Origin of the sequence: Nocardiopsis sp. CC223A (assembly GCF_030766825.1) — a bacterium.
In the GTDB taxonomy this organism is placed as follows: Bacteria; Actinomycetota; Actinomycetes; order Streptosporangiales; family Streptosporangiaceae; genus Nocardiopsis.
Window position 1 is genome coordinate 13,531 of sequence record NZ_JASFDV010000087.1, and the last position, 15,213, is coordinate 28,743.

A 15,213-nucleotide genomic window follows, 5' to 3' on the forward strand; every position below is an offset into this window, starting at 1 on the left:
CTACCGCCCGCCCAGGCCGGTCGCCCACGGCGTGTACAGGTAGTTCTGGCGCGGGACGAGCCCGGTCAGGTCCGCGTCGTGGTAGGCGTTCACGTACTGCGAGGCGATGGGGATGGTGATGAGGTCCTCGGCCATGATGGCCTGGGCCCCGATCACCTCCCGGGCCCGCTCGGCGGGGTCCTCGGCGGCCGTCGCGGTGGAGATGTACCGGTCGTACTCCTCGTCGGAGTACCCGGCGAAGTTGTAGAAGCTGCCGGTGGAGAAGTACTGGTAGTACGTCAGCGGCTCGGGGAAGTCGAGGTAGCCGGTGGACAGGAGCAGGTCCACGCCCTCGCGGGCCTCGGGGGAGGAGAACACCGCCCCGAACTGCTCGGCGGTCAGCGGCATCAGCTCGATGTGCAGTCCCACCTCGGCGGCGTTGTCGGCCAGCGAGGTGGCGATCCGGGTCTCCTCCTCGACGAACGTGGCGTAGGCCAGCACGACCGTCTCCTCGGCGGTACCGGACTCCGAGAGCAGCCCCAGGGCCAGGTCGGGGTCGTAGGCCGGCGCGGGCAGCGCCTCGTACGCCTCCCGGTAGTCGTCCTCGGCGTAGCCCCAGGCGGCCGGCGGGACCAGGGCGCGCAGCGGTTCGGCCGCCCCCTGGTAGACCGACTCCACGATCCCGTCGTAGTCGATCAGGGCCTGGATCGCGCGCCGGGTGGCGATGTCGGACAGCGGCCCCTCCTGGTCGACGACGGCCAGGAAGGTGGGCGCCAGGCTCCGTCCGTAGAGCATGGACCCCTGCTCGGCGAGCTGGGCGTGGGCGGCCCGGGGCACGTTGAACTGGCCGTCGGCGTCACCGCTGGTCAGAGCGGCCGCCTGGGCGTAGGGGTCGGTGACGAAGGTGAACCGCAGCCGCTCGACGCGCACCTCGGCGTCCGTGTTCCACCAGTCGTCGTTGCGGGTCACGGTGATCTCGCGGCCCTGCTCCCACGACTCGAACCGGTAGGGGCCGGTGCACATGACGCCGTCCCGGGCGGTGCCGAAGCCGTCCCCGGCCTCCTCGGCGTAGGAGGCCTGGACGACGTTGAAGGCGGGGGTGGCGAAGTAGTTGGCGACGAGGACGTCCGGTTCCGTCAGGGTGATGGTCACCTCGTGGTCGCCGGTGGCCTCCAGGCCGTCCAGGCGGGCGGCCCAGCCGATCCAGGCGGCGCCCACGGAGGGGTCCAGGAGGCGTTCGACGCTGGCGACGACGTCCTGGGCGGTGACCGGGTCGCCGTTCCAGAAGGCGGCGTCCTCGCGCAGGGAGATCACGTAGGTGAGCGGGTCCGGCTGCTCGTACCCGGTGGCCAGCGCCGGTTCGAGCGTGTAGTCGGGACCGAAGGAGAACAACCCCTCGCACAGGGTCGCGACGACGGTGCTGGCGGAGTCGCTGGAGGACATCGCGGGGTCCAGGGACGGCGGCTCCCCGGCGGGCAGGTTCCAGGTGACGGAGTCGACGCCGGAGGTCGGCCCGGGGACCGAGGTGGTGATCTCGGGGGCGGCCGCCGCCTCGGGGGAGGCGGGGTCGGCGGACCCGGAGCAGGAGGTCACCGCCAGCGCGGCGGCCAGGGCCGCGCAGAGCGCGGCCGGGCGGAGGGGTGTCATGGCAGGTGCCCTTTCGGAAGGGTCGTGCGGGGGGAGAGGGTGCGCGGCGGGCGGGGAGGGCCGTCCCCCGGAAGGGGGGAGGGCGCCGCCCCGGACGGCCGTGCGGTGGCCGTCAGGCCCGGGCGCGGATCGGCGCGGTGCGGTCCTCGACGGCCTGGGCGGCGTCCAGGACCAGGGACTCCTCGAACCGGCCGCCGATGATCTGCACGCCCAGCGGCAGTCCGCCGTCGACCGCCACCGGGACGGTCGCGGCGGGCAGGCCGAGGATCGGGACGCTCGTCATCGGCCACATCGCGGAGAACATCTCCTCGGTGCGCTCGGGCCCGGCCTGGTCGGCGTCCTGCTCGAAGGGCGGTTCGGCGCAGACCGGGGTGAGCAGCAGGCCGTCGCCGCCGAGGAGTTCCTGTGCCCGGGTGATGAGGGCGGCCCGCCGGGCCCAGCCGTCGATGTAGGTCTGGAGCGAGGGCCGCTCGCCCCACACCCGGGCGGCCGCCCGGAAGTGTGCGGCCAGGGCGGTGCGGATGCCGTCGTCGCCGATCGCGTCCACCACGGGCAGCATCGCCCGGGTGTCCTCGGTGAGGAGCAGCAGCCACAGGCGGTGGGCCTCGCCCAGCAGGCCGTCGTCCTCATGGACCTCCACCGTGTACCCGGCGTCGGCCAGGTGCGCGGCGGCGGTGTCCAGGGCCCGGTCGACGGCCGGGTGGTCACGGGCCCCGCCGACGTCGCGGACCAGGCCCACCCGGACCGGTCCGCGCCTGCCGGGCCCGGGGAGCGCCGGGATCCCGTGCGGGGTGCGCAGGTCGGGGGCGCTCATCGCGTCCAGGGCGAGGCGCACGTCGGCGACGGTGCGTCCGATCGGCCCCTGCACGGCGCAGGCGTGCACGGTCGGCGGGAACTCCAGGCGCCGGGGGCCGTCGGGTGTGTCGGTGTACGCGGGCGGCGACCAGTCCGGGACCCGGCCCACGGTCGGGCGCAGCCCCACCACGCCGCAGCAGGCGGCGGGGAAGCGGATCGACCCGCCGATGTCGTTGCCCTGGGCCAGCGGGGTGAGCCCCGCGGCCACCCCGGCGGCCGCGCCGCCGCTGGAGCCGCCGGGCGTGCGGTCGGGGTCCCACGGGTTGAGGGTGCGGCCGTGCAGGTCGTTGGTGGAGAACCAGCGCAGGGAGAACGCGGGCGCGTTGCTGCGGCCGAGCAGGACGGCCCCGGCCCGGCGCAGTGCGGACACACAGGCGGCGTCGTCGTCGGCGACGGCCCCGGCCAGGGCGCGCACGCCGTTGGTGGTGGCGTATCCGCGCTGCTCGGTGTTGATCTTCACCGACACCGGGACGCCGTGCAGCGGGCCGAGGGTCTCTCCCGCGGCCACGGCCCGGTCGGCGGCGCGGGCCTGCTCCAGGGCCTCGTCGGGGCGCACCTCGACCAGGGCGTTGAGGCGCGGGTCGACCTCCTCGATGCGCTCCAGGCAGGAGCGGACGATCTCCTCGGAGGAGAGTTCGCGGCGGCGCACGGCCGCCGCCAGGTCGGCGGCACCGCGCCGCCACGGCGGGTCCGACGGTGAGGACGGTGATGGTCCCATGGGGTTCACCTCTCCGGGTGCGGAGGAACGGGTGGGGCGGCCGAGGCACGGCCACATGAACAAACGGTGTCATATAACAACGTTTTATGTAGGCGCCAGAGTGCGCCGCCCCACACCCCCTTGTCAACCCCTCGGCGGGGATTCCTCCGTCGGGCGGGCCCGGCCGAGCAGGTCGATCAGGGCCAGGGCGGTCCGCGTGCCCTGTTCGGCGGGCCAGTGGTCGGGCTCCTCCAGGGTGGCCAGCCAGTAGCCGCGGAACGCCAGGTGGAGCAGCTCGGCGGCGTTCTGCGGATCGGGCAGGCCGGCCTCCGCGGCCAGCACGGTCAGCTCCTCCCGGGTGCGGCGGGAGGCGGTGCTGCGGGCCTCGTCCAGGGCGGGGTCGTCCCCGGTCGAGGACCCGGCGATCTCCAGGAACAGCCGGCGCAGGACCTCGTCGTCCTTCTCGGTGCTGCACATCCACCGGGCCGCCGCCCGCAGGCGCTCCATCCCGGTCAGGCCGTCGAGCGCCGCGGCCATGTCGCGGGCCCAGTCCTCCTCGGCCTTGCGCAGGGCGTTGAGCATCAGCGCCGAGCGGCTGGGCAGGTAGTTGGTGATCATCGCGGTGGAGCCGCCCAGGCGGGCGGCCACGGCCCGGATGGTCACGGAGCGGACGCCCTTCTCGCGGGCGACCTGGATGGTGGCGGCGGCGATCTCGTCGAGTCGCCTGGCCTCGTTCACCTCGATCGGCATCTCATGACTTTCGTTTCGGGGGTTGACCGTGTCGTCACGTTTCTGCAATGTTGTCATATAACACTGTTTTATTACGTTCCGTCCACGGCCGACCATCGGTACCGGACCCTCCCAGGAAGCCGATCCCATGACCTTCGCACCCGCCCTGACCTACGCCTTCGAGATCCGGGCCCGGATCGACCCCGCCCTGCACATCGGCCACGGCGACGGCGAGCGCCTGGAGTTCACCCCCATCACCGGCGGCGACGTGCGCGGCCCCCTGCTCAACGGCACCGTCGTGGCGGGCGGCGGCGACTGGTCCGCCACCCGCGGCGAGGTCTGCGAACTGGAGGCGCGCTACCTCATCCGCGCCGACGACGGCGCCGTCATCGACATCGTCAACCGCGGCTACTACCGGCCCACCGCCGACGGCCCCGACCAGCACGACGGCCCCGTCCGGGTCACCCGCCCCGACGAGTACTTCCGCACCCAGCCGGTGTTCCGCACCGACGCGCCCGCCCACCGCCACCTCGCCGAGACCGTCTTCATCGGCCTGGCCCGCGAGCAGGACGGGCACATCGTCATCCGCTGCTACGCCCTGGACTGACCGCCCTCAGGGCCCTCCGCGGCCCGGCGCGCGGAGAACAGCACCAGCGCCCGGGCCGCCTCCACCGGGACGGTCAGGTCCAGCCCCGTCACCTCTCGGAACGCCTGGAGCCGGTTCACCACCGTGTTCCGGTGGCAGTACAGCGACTCCGCGGTCGCCTTGACCGACCCCGTCGCCGTGTAGTGCTCCAGGGTCTCCAACAGCCGCGCCCGGACGTCGACGTCCAGCGCCGCCACCCGCTCCACCGCCTCCCGGCCGAACCCCGGCAGCACCTCCAGCAGCCGGTCCCGGGCCAGCGCGGGCCACACCCCCTCCGCCCGCGCGAACCCCTCACCGGGGCGGGCGTACCGGGCCAGCCGCCGGGCCGCGGCGATCGCCGCGGGCACCTCCGCCAGCCCCCGCACCCCGGGGACCGCGCCCCCGGACATCCCCTCCAGCGGCACCGGCCACCGGGCCCGGCCCTCCCGCACCAGCGCCACCCCGTCGTCGAACTCCCACACCAGGCAGCCGTCCCGGGCCGGACCGCCCGGCTCCGAACGCCGCCCCGGACGCGCACAGGGCGCCGCGAACAGCACCTCGAACACCCCGTCCACGGCCACCCCCAGCACCGGGGCGACCTGCGCCGCCACCTCCGCGGCCCGGTCGCCCGACCCCAGCAGCCGGGACAGCGCCTGGGCCGCCTCGGCCCGCGAGTCGCGTTCCAGCGCCGCCCGCTCCTCCAGGAACGCGGCCTGCACGTCGCTGATGTACTGCTCGACGGTGCCGAGGATCTCCTCCACGTGCAGCACCAGGATCTGCGCCGAGTCCGCGCCGCCCGCGCGCACCAGCCCCGCCCACAGCACCCGGAAGTCCAGCCGCACCGCCTCCAGCAGGTCCTCGCGCGCCACCCCCTGGCGGGCCCGCCGCACCCCCAGCCGGGTCGGCAGGTCGCTCAGGTGCCCGGGCAGCGGCAGCCCGGACAGGCGCCGGGTGAGCATGTCGAAGGTGTCGGTCGCGGTCTGGCGCAGGTCGTCGTCGGGGATCAGCCCGTCGCTGTAGCGCCCCAGCGCCGCCAGCCGCTCCAGGAAGTCGGCGACCAGCCCGTCGCGGTCCCGGGCCAGCAGCTCCAGCATCCTCGGCCACGGCTGCGGTCCGTCCGGGTCCACCATGGTCCGTCTCCCTCACAGTGCGCTTGGGCGAATACACCGGGAACGATCGTGCCACGGATCGGCTGGATCCCCCTACCTGCCCGGACGCGGAGCGGACCTCCCCGGCCGTGGTCATGTGCACAGCCGCGTCCGGAAATCTTGGGTGAATGCCGATTGAGCGCGGCCGTCGTCCCCGCCGAGTATGGGAGCGCCACCACCGGACTCGAGAGGACCCACATGACCGCCCCCGGACGCACCGCCGCCGACACCCGTTTCCTGGAGGACTTCCGCGCCATGAGCGCCTTCGGCGCCACCCCCTCCGGCGGGGTCGACCGGCAGGCCGCCACCGAACCCGACAACGCCCAGCGCCGCTGGCTGGCCGGGCTGTTGGAGCAGGCCGGCCTGCGGGTGGTGTACGACCGCATCGGCAACCAGTTCGGCCTCCTGGAGCGGGTGCCCGGCGCCCCCTACGTGGTCGTCGGCTCCCACCTGGACTCCCAGCCCACGGCCGGGCGCTACGACGGCGCCTACGGGGTGCTGGCCGCGGCCCACGCGGTGCTGCGCGCCGCCGAACGCGACGCGGCCGAGGGGGCGGAGCCGCCGTACAACCTCACCATCGTCAACTGGTTCAACGAGGAGGGCTCGCGGTTCACCCCCTCCATGATGGGCAGCGCCGTCTACACCGGCCGCCTGCCCCTGGAGACCGCGCTGGCCTCCCGGGACCGCGCCGGGACCACGGTCGCGCAGGCGCTGGCCCCCACCGGGTTCCTCGGTGACACCGACGGGCCCGCGGCGGTCTTCTGCGCCGAGATCCACGTGGAGCAGGGCCGGGTCCTGGAGGACACCGGCACCACGATCGGCCTGGTCGAGGCCTGCTGGGCGGCCCGCAAGTACCGGGTCACGGTCCGCGGCGACCAGGCCCACTCGGGTGCCACGGTCATGGAGGACCGCCGTGACGCCCTGCTGGGCGCCTCCCTGCTGGTGGTCGCCGCCCGCGAGCTGGCCGACCGCTTCCCCGGCGTGCTGCACACCGCCGTGGGCAGCATGGACGTCTACCCCAACTCCCCGGTCACGGTGGCCTCCCGCGCCGAGCTGCTGCTGGACCTGCGCTCCCACGACGAGGCGGTGCTGGCCGAGGCCGACCGGCTGCTCGTGCAGGAGGTCGCCCGGATCGAGGGGCGCGCCCGGGTGGAGGTCGACCTCGACCTCTCCCACGCCTGGGGCATCGACCGCTACCAGCCCGAGGGCGTGGAGCTGGCCCGCGGTGCCGCCGAGCGCCTGGGACTGAGCCACCGCGGCATCCTCACCGTCGCCGGACACGACTCGATCAACATGAAGGAGCGCGTCCCCACCGTCATGCTCTTCGTGCCCTCCGTCGAGGGCGTCTCCCACAACGAGGGCGAGTACACCGAGGACGGCGACCTGCTGGCCGGGCTGGACCTGCTCACCGACGTGGTCCGCGGCCTGGGCTCCGGGGCGCTGCCGAGCACCGGGGTCCACGACCCGGCCGCCGCCCGCCCCTGACCCCCGAACGCGCAACGGCCCCGCCCGGGGATCCCGGGCGGGGCCGTTCCACGTGGGGCTAGCGGACCACGACCTCGTCGCGGACCCGCAGCCGCTCGCCGATCAGGCCGCCGACCGCGGTGACCAGCGCGATCCCCGCCAGCAGCAGCGAGGCCACCCACGAGCCGCCGCCCGAGACGTCCAGCAGGGCCGTGGCGGCGAACGGCAGGAAACCGCTGAGCGCACCGGCCAGGTTGTAGGCCAGGGCCACACCGCTGTAGCGCAGGTGCGCCGGGAACAGCTCGGTGAGCAGCGCGCCCGACACCGCGTAGGCGATGGACAGGATCGCCACACCCGCGGCCACCGCCAGCACCACCAGCACCGGGGAGCGCGTGTCGATCATCCAGAACACCGGGAAGGCGATGGCCGCGGTGGCCACACCGCCCCACAGCGTCACCCGGCCCGGGCCGATCCGCTCGGCCAGGCGGCCGAAGACCAGGATGATCCCGATCTGGCACACCGCCGCCACCAGGGTGGCGTTGACCATCAGCCCGCGCTCCAGCCCCAGGGTCCCGGTGCCGTAGCTGATCGCGAACGTGGTCATCACGTAGAAGCCGCCCACGCCCAGCATCGCCGAGGCGATCGCGACCAGCAGCCGCCCCCAGGCCCTGCGGAACACGTCCACGGCCGGGACCTTGGCCCGCGCCTCCTGGCGCTCCATCTCCTCGAAGACCGGCGACTCCTCGACCTTGCGGCGGATGTACACGGCCACCAGCAGCAGCGGGAACGCCGCCAGGAAGGGCAGGCGCCAGCCCCAGGAGTCGAACTGCTCCGGCGGCAGCGTCAGCACCAGCGCGAACGCGCCCGAGGACAGCAGGGTGCCGACCGGGGAGCCGATCTGCGGCAGCGCCGCGTAGCGCCCGCGCTTCTCCGGCGGGGCGTGCTCGACGGCGATGGTCACCGCGCCGCCCCACTCGCCGCCCACCGCGATGCCCTGCACCAGGCGCAGCAGCGCCAGCAGCAGCGGGGCCGCCACGCCGATCGCCGCGAAGTCGGGCAGCACACCGATGAGGCCGGTCGCCACGCCGATGGCGACCACCGTGATGAGCAGCGCGGGCCGCCGCCCGATCCGGTCGCCCATCCACCCGAACAGGACGGCGCCCAGTGGGCGGGCCACGAAGCCCACGCCGAAGGTCGCGAACGCGGCCAGGGTGGCCGCCGTCGGGTCCAGCGTCGTGAAGTACAGCCGGTTGAACACCAGGGCGGCCGCGGTGCCGAAGAGGAAGTAGTCGTACCACTCCAGGGCGGTGCCGACGAACGCGGCGAAGGCGATGCGTCCGGCCTCCTTGCCGCTCACCACCGGGGCCTTCTCGCCGGGCGGGGCCTCGGGGCCCGTGCGGTCGAGGTCGTTCATGGGGATTTCTCTCCTCTTCGGTGTCCGCGCCGCACCGGCGCGGGGTGTGCAGGGGATGGGGGCGCGGGTCAGGCGCCGTGGCCGGCGGCCGTGGCGGCCAGTCCGGCGAAGGCGTCCGCGCCGTGGACGGCCTCGCCGCCCACCACGGTCGCCAGCACCTCGACGGTGTCGATGCCCCGGTCCGCGGTGTCGACCGGGTCGCGGTCCAGGATCACCAGGTCGGCGAGCTTGCCGGGGGACAGCGAGCCCCGGCGGTGCTCATCGTGGCTCGCCCAGGCGGCGTCGACCGTGTAGGCGCGCAGGGCCTGTTCGGCGGTGACCCGCTCGTCGGGGGCGAGGACGGCGCCCCCGCTGCTGAGCCGTTCCACCATCGAGGCCATGCCCGCCAGCGGCGCCCCGGGCGCGACCGGCCGGTCGGAGCTGCCCGGCACCCGGATCCCGTGTTCCAGGAACGACCGGTGCCGGTACAGCCATCCCACCCGCTCCGGGCCCAGGGACGCCGCCATGGCGTCGCCGACGGTGTACAGGAACCGGGGCTGGGGGACCGGGACCACGCCCAGTGCGGCGAACCGGGCCAGCTGATCGGGGCGGACCACCCCGGCGTGCTCGATCCGGTGGCGCACGTCCGGGCGCGGCAGCTCCTTGTACGCCCGCTCGAAGGCGTCCAGCGCCAGGTCCACGGCCTCGTCGCCGATGGCGTGCGCGGCCACCCGCCAGCCGGCCCGGTGGGCGTCCACCACCAGGTCGCGCATCACCTCGGGCGGGTTCTGGAACACGCCGCGCCCGTGCCCGCACAGGGGTTCGGTGACGGCGGCGGTGCGGCCGATGAGCGAGCCGTCCAGCCAGATCTTCATCGGGCCCAGGCGCAGCCGGTCGTCGCCGAAGCCGGTGTGCAGCCCGAGGTCGATGCCGACGTCGATGCCGTCGTCGGCGTGCCCGTCCAGCGGGTGCAGGTTGTCGGCGGCCACCATCAGTTCCACGCGGGTGCGCAGGTCGCCGCGTTCGCGGGCCAACTGGTAGGCGGCGGCCTCGACCGGGGTGCGGCCGATCAGCCCGCGCCCGATCCCGGCCTCGACGACGTGGGTGAGGCCCTCGGCGGCGTACACCCGCGAGGCCCGCCCGATCGCGTCGGCCAGGTCGGCGACGGGGTAGGGCATGACCAGGGCGGTGACCGGTTCCTGGGCGCGCTCCTGGAGCAGGCCGGTGGGCGTCCCGGTGCCGTCGCGGACGATCACGCCGCCCTCGGGGTCGGGGACCCCCGCGGTGTCGGCGCCGATCCGGCGCAGCACCGCGCTGCTCACGGTGCACATGTGCCCGGACCGGTGCTTGAGCCACACGGGGCGCCCCCCGCCGGCCCGGTCCAGGCCGTACCGGTCGGGGTGCGCGCCCATGGCGGTGTCGTCGTAGCCGGAGCCGATGATCCAGGCGTCGGCGGGCAGGCCGGCGGCCCGGCGGGCCACGGCGGCGTAGAGCCCGTCCAGGGTGGTGACGTCCTCCAGGGCCAGTTCGCTCAGGGACTGGCCGAACCACGCCATGTGGTTGTGCGCGTCCCCGAACCCGGGGACCACCGCGGCGCCGCCGCAGTCGACCACGGCCCGGGCGGGCAGGTCGGCGACGTCCCCGTCGAACCCGAGGACGCGGCCGGCGGCCACGCCCACGGCGGTGGCGGCGGGCCGGTCGTCGTCGAGGGTGCGCACACGCGCGTTGGTGAGCAGGAGGTCGAGCATGCCGGCGGTGTTCTTCCTGGAAGGGAGGGGTGGGACGGTTCCCTCCAGGGTGCCGGGTGGGTGCGCGGGGCCTCAATGACGATCCGCAGCGGATCCCCCGCTCCGGGATGGGCATGTGCACAACGCGGGCCGGGGGAGCGGTGTGCCGCCCGCTCCTGCACCGACGGATCCTCGGCCCCGGCGGGCCGCCTTCCCCGTGCGCGGTGAGCGGGTGCGCCGGAACCGGACCCGAACGTTTCCCGAACCTCCCCGGCGGAGACTGTGCGCCCGGACGTGTCCCGGCCGGCCGCGCCCCCCACGGCGGTGCGGCCGACCGGCCGCACCACGAGGAACGGAGCAGGAGATGTCTTCCGCGGAACCGGGCGCACCCGCGCGCGCCACCCCGAAACAGTGGGCGGGCCTGGCGGTGCTGGCCCTGCCCACCATGCTGCTCGCCCTGGACCTGACCGTGCTGTACATGGCGGTCCCGCACCTGGGCGCCGACCTGGGGGCGAGCAGCACCGAACTGCTGTGGATCATGGACATCTACGGGTTCATGGTCGCCGGCTTCCTGATCACCATGGGCACCCTCGGCGACCGGATCGGCCGGCGCCGCCTGCTGCTGATCGGCGCGGCGGCCTTCGGCGCGGCCTCGGCGCTGGCGGCGTTCTCCACGAGCACGGAGATGCTCATCGCCGCCCGCACCCTGCTGGGGTTCGCCGGGGCGATGCTGATGCCGCCGACCCTGGCGCTGCTCACGGTCATGTTCACGGACCCGAGGCAGCGGTCGGTGGCGGTGGCCGTCTGGCTCATGTCCTTCACCGTGGGCGGGGTCCTCGGCCCGGCCGTGGGCGGCCTCCTGCTGGAGTTCTTCTGGTGGGGGTCGGTGTTCCTGTTGGCCCTCCCGGTCATGGCCGTGCTCCTGCTCGCGGGCCCGTTCCTGCTGCCGGAGTACCGCAACGCCGCGGCCGGGCGCATGGACCTGGTGAGCGTGGCCCTGTCGCTGGCGGCCATCCTGCCCTTCGTCCACGGCATGAAGGAGATCGCCGCCGGCGGGCCGGGGGCCGTGCCGTTCCTGTCCCTGGCCGCGGGCCTGGCGGCGGGAGCGGTCTTCGTGCGCCGCCAGCGCAGGCTGGCCGAGCCGCTGCTGGACCTGCGCCTGTTCTCCGGCCGCACGTTCACCGGTGCGCTGCTGGCACTGCTGCTGGGCCAGGTGGTGTTCTACTCCTTCACCTACCACTTCACCCAGTTCATGCAGCTGGTGCAGGGGCTGTCGCCGTTCGCGGCGGGCCTGTGGTTCATCCCCCTGGGCGTCGCCAGCGTGGCCGGCGCGACCGCGGCCCCCGCCCTCGCGGCGAGGTTCCCGCCGGCCGCGGTCATCGGCGGGGGCCTGGCGGTGTGCGCGGCCGGGTTCGCCGCCATGGCCCTGGTCGGCCCGGCCGCGGGGCCGGCCCTGTTCACGGCCGGTGCGGTCGTCGCCGTTCTGGGTGCCCAGCCGCTGCTGGCCCTGAGCACCGACATGGTGGTGGGGTCCGCGCCCCCGGAGCGCACCGGCACGGCCTCGGGCATGGCGGAGACCGGCGCCGAGTTCGGCGCGGCGCTGGGCATCGCCGTGTTCGGGTCGCTGAGCGCCGCCGTCTACGCCTCGCGCGTGGGCGGGCTGCTGCCGGAGGGCCTGTCGGCGGAGCAGGCCCAGAGCGCGCAGGGGGGCCTGGCCGGTTTGATCGCCGTGGCGGGGGAGCTGCCCGGCTCGCTCGCCGACCGGGTGCTCGCCGCGGGCCGGGAGGCGTTCACGGACGGCATGAACGCGGTGATGGCCTCCGGGGCACTGCTCATGCTGGGCACCGCCGTGCTGGTGCTGGTCCTGCTGCGCCACCTGCCCCCGATCGGCCGGGAGGAGGGCACCGCCGAGCCGGACCGCGGCGGGGACGACGTACCGGCCGCGGACCGGGGACCCGCGGCCGGTCCGGGGCCCGGAGCCGCCCCCGCCCGGCCGATAGAGTGAGCACCGGTCCGGGGCCGGGCTCCGCGGCCGCGGGGAAGGGGACGGGAACGGGGGGCGGGCATGCACTTTCGCCTTCTCGGGCCGTTGGCCGTGGAGACGGCGGACGGCCGCCCCGTCCGGGTGCCCGAACTCAAGGTCCGCCGGCTCCTGGCCGTGCTGCTCACCGGCGAGGGCCGGGCGGTCCCCGCCGACCGGCTGATCGACGGCCTGTGGGGGGACGCCCCGCCCGCCCGGCCGCTCCCGGCGCTGCGGGCCAAGGCGTCCCAGCTCCGCCGGGCCCTCGCCGAGGCCGAACCCGGCGGCCGGGACCTCGTCGTGTCCGTGCCCTCCGGCTACCGGATCGCCGCCGGCCCCGGCGACACCGACGCCGGCCGGTTCCGCCGGCTCCTGGAACAGGCCCGCACCGCCGCCGACCCCCGCCTGCGGTCCGTCCTGCTCTCCGACGCGCTCGCCCTGTGGCGGGGGCCGGCGCTCGCGGACTTCGCCGACGAGCCCTTCGCCCGGCCGGTGGCCGCCCACCTGGAGGAACAGCGCCTGGCCGCGCTGGAGGAGCACGCGCAGACACGCCTGGACCTGGGCGAACACCACCTGCTCGTCGGCGACCTGGCCGCGCTCGTGGACGAGCACCCCCTGCGCGAGCGGGCCCGCGCCCTCCACATGCTCGCCCTGTACCGGTCCGGGCGGGGCCCCGAGGCACTGGCGGGCTACGCCGAGGCGGCCCACCGCCTGCGCGGGGAACTGGGAGTGGACCCGGGGGCCGAACTGGCCTCCCTGCACCGGCGGATCCTCGCCCGGGACCCAGCCCTGCTGCCGCCGGCCGACCCTCCCGGCACCCCCCGGCGCCGGTCCGCCCCGCCGGCCCCGGTCGGCGAACTGATCGGACGCGCGGACCTGGTCGGGCGCCTGCGCGAGGTGGTCCGCGCCGAACGCCTGGTCACCCTCACCGGCCCTGGGGGGATCGGCAAGTCCCGGCTCGCCCTCGAACTCGCCCGGGACGCGGCCGACGCCTTCCCCGGCGGGGTCTGGTGGGTGGAGGCCGAGGCCGGCCGGCCCCCGCGCCCCGACGGCGCGTCCTGCGCCCGGATCGCCCGGGCCGTCGCCGACGCCCTCGAACTGCGCGACCCGCTCCCGGCCGGAGCCGACGGGGACCTGGTCCACCGGGTGGCCGACGCCCTGCGCCCGTCCCGCGCCCTGCTGGTCCTGGACGGCTGCGAGCGCGTCCTGGACGGCGTCGCCGACCTCGTCGGTCGCCTGCTGGGCGAGGTCCCCGGGCTGCACGTGCTCACCACCGGCCAGGAACCGCTGGGCATCGCCGGCGAGTGGCTGCACGCGGTCCCCCCGCTGGAGCTGCCCGCCCCCGACGCGGACGCGGCGACCGCGTGCACCGCCGGGGCGGTCGAGCTGTTCGTCCGCCGCGCCGCGGCCGCCGCGCCCGGGTTCGCGCTCACCGACGCCGACGTCGGCCCGGTGGCCACCCTCTGCCGCCGCCTCGACGGGGTCCCGCTGGCCCTGGAACTGGCCGCCACGCGCGTGCGCGACCTGGGCGTGCGCGGCGTCGCCGAACGGCTGGACGACCGCTTCCGGCTGCTCACCGGGAGCCCGCGCCGCACCCCGGCCCGGCAGCGCACCCTGCGCGCCGCCATGGACTGGAGCTGGGACCTGCTCACCGCCGCCGAGCGCCGGGTGCTGCGCCGTCTGGCCGCGCACGCCGACGGGTGCGCCCCGGCGGGCGCCGCGGCGGTTTGCGCCGGAGCGGACGTGCCCGCGGAGGAGGTCGCGGACGTCCTGGGGCGGCTCGTCTCCCGGTCGCTGGTGGTCATGGCGGAGGAGGAGGCCGGGCCGCGGTACCGCCTGCTGGAGTCGGTCGCCCTCTACTGCGGCGAGCGCCTGGCCGAGGCCGGGGAGGGCGAGGAGGCCGCGGTCCGGCACGCCCGCCACTACACCGGATTGGCCGAACACGCCGCGCCCTTCCTGTACGGGCCCGAACAGCGCACCTGGCTGCGCCGCCTGGACGCCGAGGCGGCGAACCTGCGTCTGGCCCTGGACACCGCCCGGCGCACCCGCGCCGACGACCTGTTCGCACGCCTGGTCCGCTCGCTGCTCTGGTACTGGTACCTGCGCGGCCGCGTCCAGGAGTGCCGCCGGGCACTGGACGCCCTGCTGTCCCGGCCCGGGACCCTGCCACCGGGCGAGCGCGAACACCTGTCGGTGTGGGCGGACGGCCTGGGGGCCCTCGCCGGCGCCGGACCCGACCCGGCGGTGTTCGCCGGCGGGCACCTCGCGGCGCCCCCGGACCCGGCCCGCGACCCCCTGGACACGGCCCGGTCCCGCTGGTTCGCCGCCACCGTGCTGTTCACGGTGGGCGGGAACGGACCCGGCGCCGCGCTGACGGAAGCGGCCCTGGCGGGCTTCGGCGCGCACGGCGACCGCTGGGGCGTCGCGGCAGCCCTCGCCCAACGGGCCCGGTTCCGCCTGGTCGCCGGGGATCACACCGCGGCCGCCCGCGACGGGGAGCGGAGCCTGGCCCTGTTCACGGAGCTGGGCGACGGCTGGGGGCGGGTCCAGGCGGGCGACGCGCTGGCGAGCCTCGCCGAAGTCCGGGGCGACCACGCCGCGGCCGGACGCCACCACCGGGAGGGCCTGCGCGTCGCCGAGGAACTGGGGCTGTGGCACGACGTCCCGTGGAAGCTCTCCGGGCTGGGCCGGGCCGCCCTGGCCGCCGGCGACCACGCGGCGGCGCGCGAGCACCACCTGCGCGCGGTGCGCGTCGCCCGGGAGCACTCCGACCGGGCCGGTCTCGCCTACGCGGAGACCGGCCTGGCCATGGTCGCCCGCCGGGAGGGGGAGCCGGACGAGGCGGAGCGCCTCCTGAGCGGACTGCACCGGCGGCTGCGGGGCCAGGGGGGCGTCCTGCTCGCCCAGGTCCTGGTCGAACGGGGCCTGG

The 15,213-nt window shown here is 75.7% G+C and carries 10 protein-coding genes; 4 read left to right on the top strand and 6 right to left on the bottom strand.

The window, feature by feature from the left end:
- From QJS33_RS26050 to QJS33_RS26060, 3 genes are all read right to left on the bottom strand, one after another.
- Entirely contained in the window at positions 1-1,626 is a 1,626-nt protein-coding gene (locus QJS33_RS26050) for an ABC transporter substrate-binding protein (protein WP_306370718.1), read from the bottom strand.
- A 112-nt stretch (positions 1,627-1,738) separates the two neighbouring features.
- A complete protein-coding gene (locus tag QJS33_RS26055; RefSeq protein WP_306370719.1) occupies positions 1,739-3,199 on the bottom strand; it encodes an amidase in 1,461 nt (486 codons plus the stop codon).
- A gap of 123 nt (positions 3,200-3,322) precedes the next feature.
- On the bottom strand, positions 3,323-3,928 hold the full coding sequence (locus tag QJS33_RS26060) for a TetR/AcrR family transcriptional regulator (RefSeq protein WP_306370720.1): 606 nt from the start codon (positions 3,926-3,928) through the stop codon (positions 3,323-3,325).
- 127 nt (positions 3,929-4,055) lie between these two features.
- Here QJS33_RS26060 and QJS33_RS26065 point away from each other — a divergent pair, with 127 nt between their 5' ends.
- Positions 4,056-4,514 (top strand): DUF3237 domain-containing protein, encoded by a 459-nt coding sequence (locus tag QJS33_RS26065; RefSeq protein ID WP_306370721.1) that lies wholly within the window; start codon positions 4,056-4,058, stop codon positions 4,512-4,514.
- Here QJS33_RS26065 and QJS33_RS26070 read toward each other — a convergent pair.
- Positions 4,499-5,662, bottom strand: coding sequence for a helix-turn-helix domain-containing protein (locus tag QJS33_RS26070; RefSeq protein ID WP_306370722.1), 1,164 nt, complete (start codon positions 5,660-5,662; stop codon positions 4,499-4,501). The two genes, QJS33_RS26065 and QJS33_RS26070, sit on opposite strands and share 16 nt — an antisense overlap.
- 216 nt (positions 5,663-5,878) lie before the next feature.
- Here QJS33_RS26070 and QJS33_RS26075 point away from each other — a divergent pair, with 216 nt between their 5' ends.
- Positions 5,879-7,165 (top strand): M20 family metallo-hydrolase, encoded by a 1,287-nt coding sequence (locus QJS33_RS26075; protein WP_306370723.1) that lies wholly within the window; start codon positions 5,879-5,881, stop codon positions 7,163-7,165.
- A 58-nt stretch (positions 7,166-7,223) separates the two neighbouring features.
- On the opposite strand, the gene QJS33_RS26080 is transcribed toward QJS33_RS26075, so the two are convergent.
- Both QJS33_RS26080 and QJS33_RS26085 read right to left on the bottom strand, forming a co-directional pair.
- Positions 7,224-8,558 carry an MFS transporter gene (locus QJS33_RS26080; RefSeq protein WP_306370724.1) on the bottom strand — a complete coding sequence of 445 codons (1,335 nt, stop codon included), beginning with the start codon at positions 8,556-8,558 and terminating at the stop codon, positions 7,224-7,226.
- A 68-nt stretch (positions 8,559-8,626) separates the two neighbouring features.
- A complete protein-coding gene (locus tag QJS33_RS26085) occupies positions 8,627-10,285 on the bottom strand; it encodes an amidohydrolase (protein ID WP_306370725.1) in 1,659 nt (552 codons plus the stop codon).
- Positions 10,286-10,628: 343 nt separating this feature from the next.
- Between QJS33_RS26085 and QJS33_RS26090 the strand changes: the two genes are divergently transcribed.
- Both QJS33_RS26090 and QJS33_RS26095 read left to right on the top strand, forming a co-directional pair.
- The gene (locus QJS33_RS26090) at positions 10,629-12,269 is read left to right on the top strand and encodes an MFS transporter (protein ID WP_306370726.1); all 1,641 of its coding nucleotides are present in this window, start codon (positions 10,629-10,631) and stop codon (positions 12,267-12,269) included.
- 60 nt (positions 12,270-12,329) lie between these two features.
- The coding region (locus QJS33_RS26095; protein ID WP_306370727.1) for a BTAD domain-containing putative transcriptional regulator at positions 12,330-15,213 on the top strand (2,884 nt) is incomplete at its 3' end.

Bases quoted from the DNA above. Each gene is read 5' to 3' on its own strand.
- QJS33_RS26050 (WP_306370718.1), bottom strand. From the start codon at position 1,626: ATGACACCCCTCCGCCCGGCCGCGCTCTGCGCGGCCCTGGCCGCCGCG.
- QJS33_RS26055 (WP_306370719.1), bottom strand. From the start codon at position 3,199: ATGGGACCATCACCGTCCTCACCGTCGGACCCGCCGTGGCGGCGCGGT.
- QJS33_RS26060 (WP_306370720.1), bottom strand. From the start codon at position 3,928: ATGCCGATCGAGGTGAACGAGGCCAGGCGACTCGACGAGATCGCCGCC.
- QJS33_RS26065 (WP_306370721.1), top strand. From the start codon at position 4,056: ATGACCTTCGCACCCGCCCTGACCTACGCCTTCGAGATCCGGGCCCGG.
- QJS33_RS26070 (WP_306370722.1), bottom strand. From the start codon at position 5,662: ATGGTGGACCCGGACGGACCGCAGCCGTGGCCGAGGATGCTGGAGCTG.
- QJS33_RS26075 (WP_306370723.1), top strand. From the start codon at position 5,879: ATGACCGCCCCCGGACGCACCGCCGCCGACACCCGTTTCCTGGAGGAC.
- QJS33_RS26080 (WP_306370724.1), bottom strand. From the start codon at position 8,558: ATGAACGACCTCGACCGCACGGGCCCCGAGGCCCCGCCCGGCGAGAAG.
- QJS33_RS26085 (WP_306370725.1), bottom strand. From the start codon at position 10,285: ATGCTCGACCTCCTGCTCACCAACGCGCGTGTGCGCACCCTCGACGAC.
- QJS33_RS26090 (WP_306370726.1), top strand. From the start codon at position 10,629: ATGTCTTCCGCGGAACCGGGCGCACCCGCGCGCGCCACCCCGAAACAG.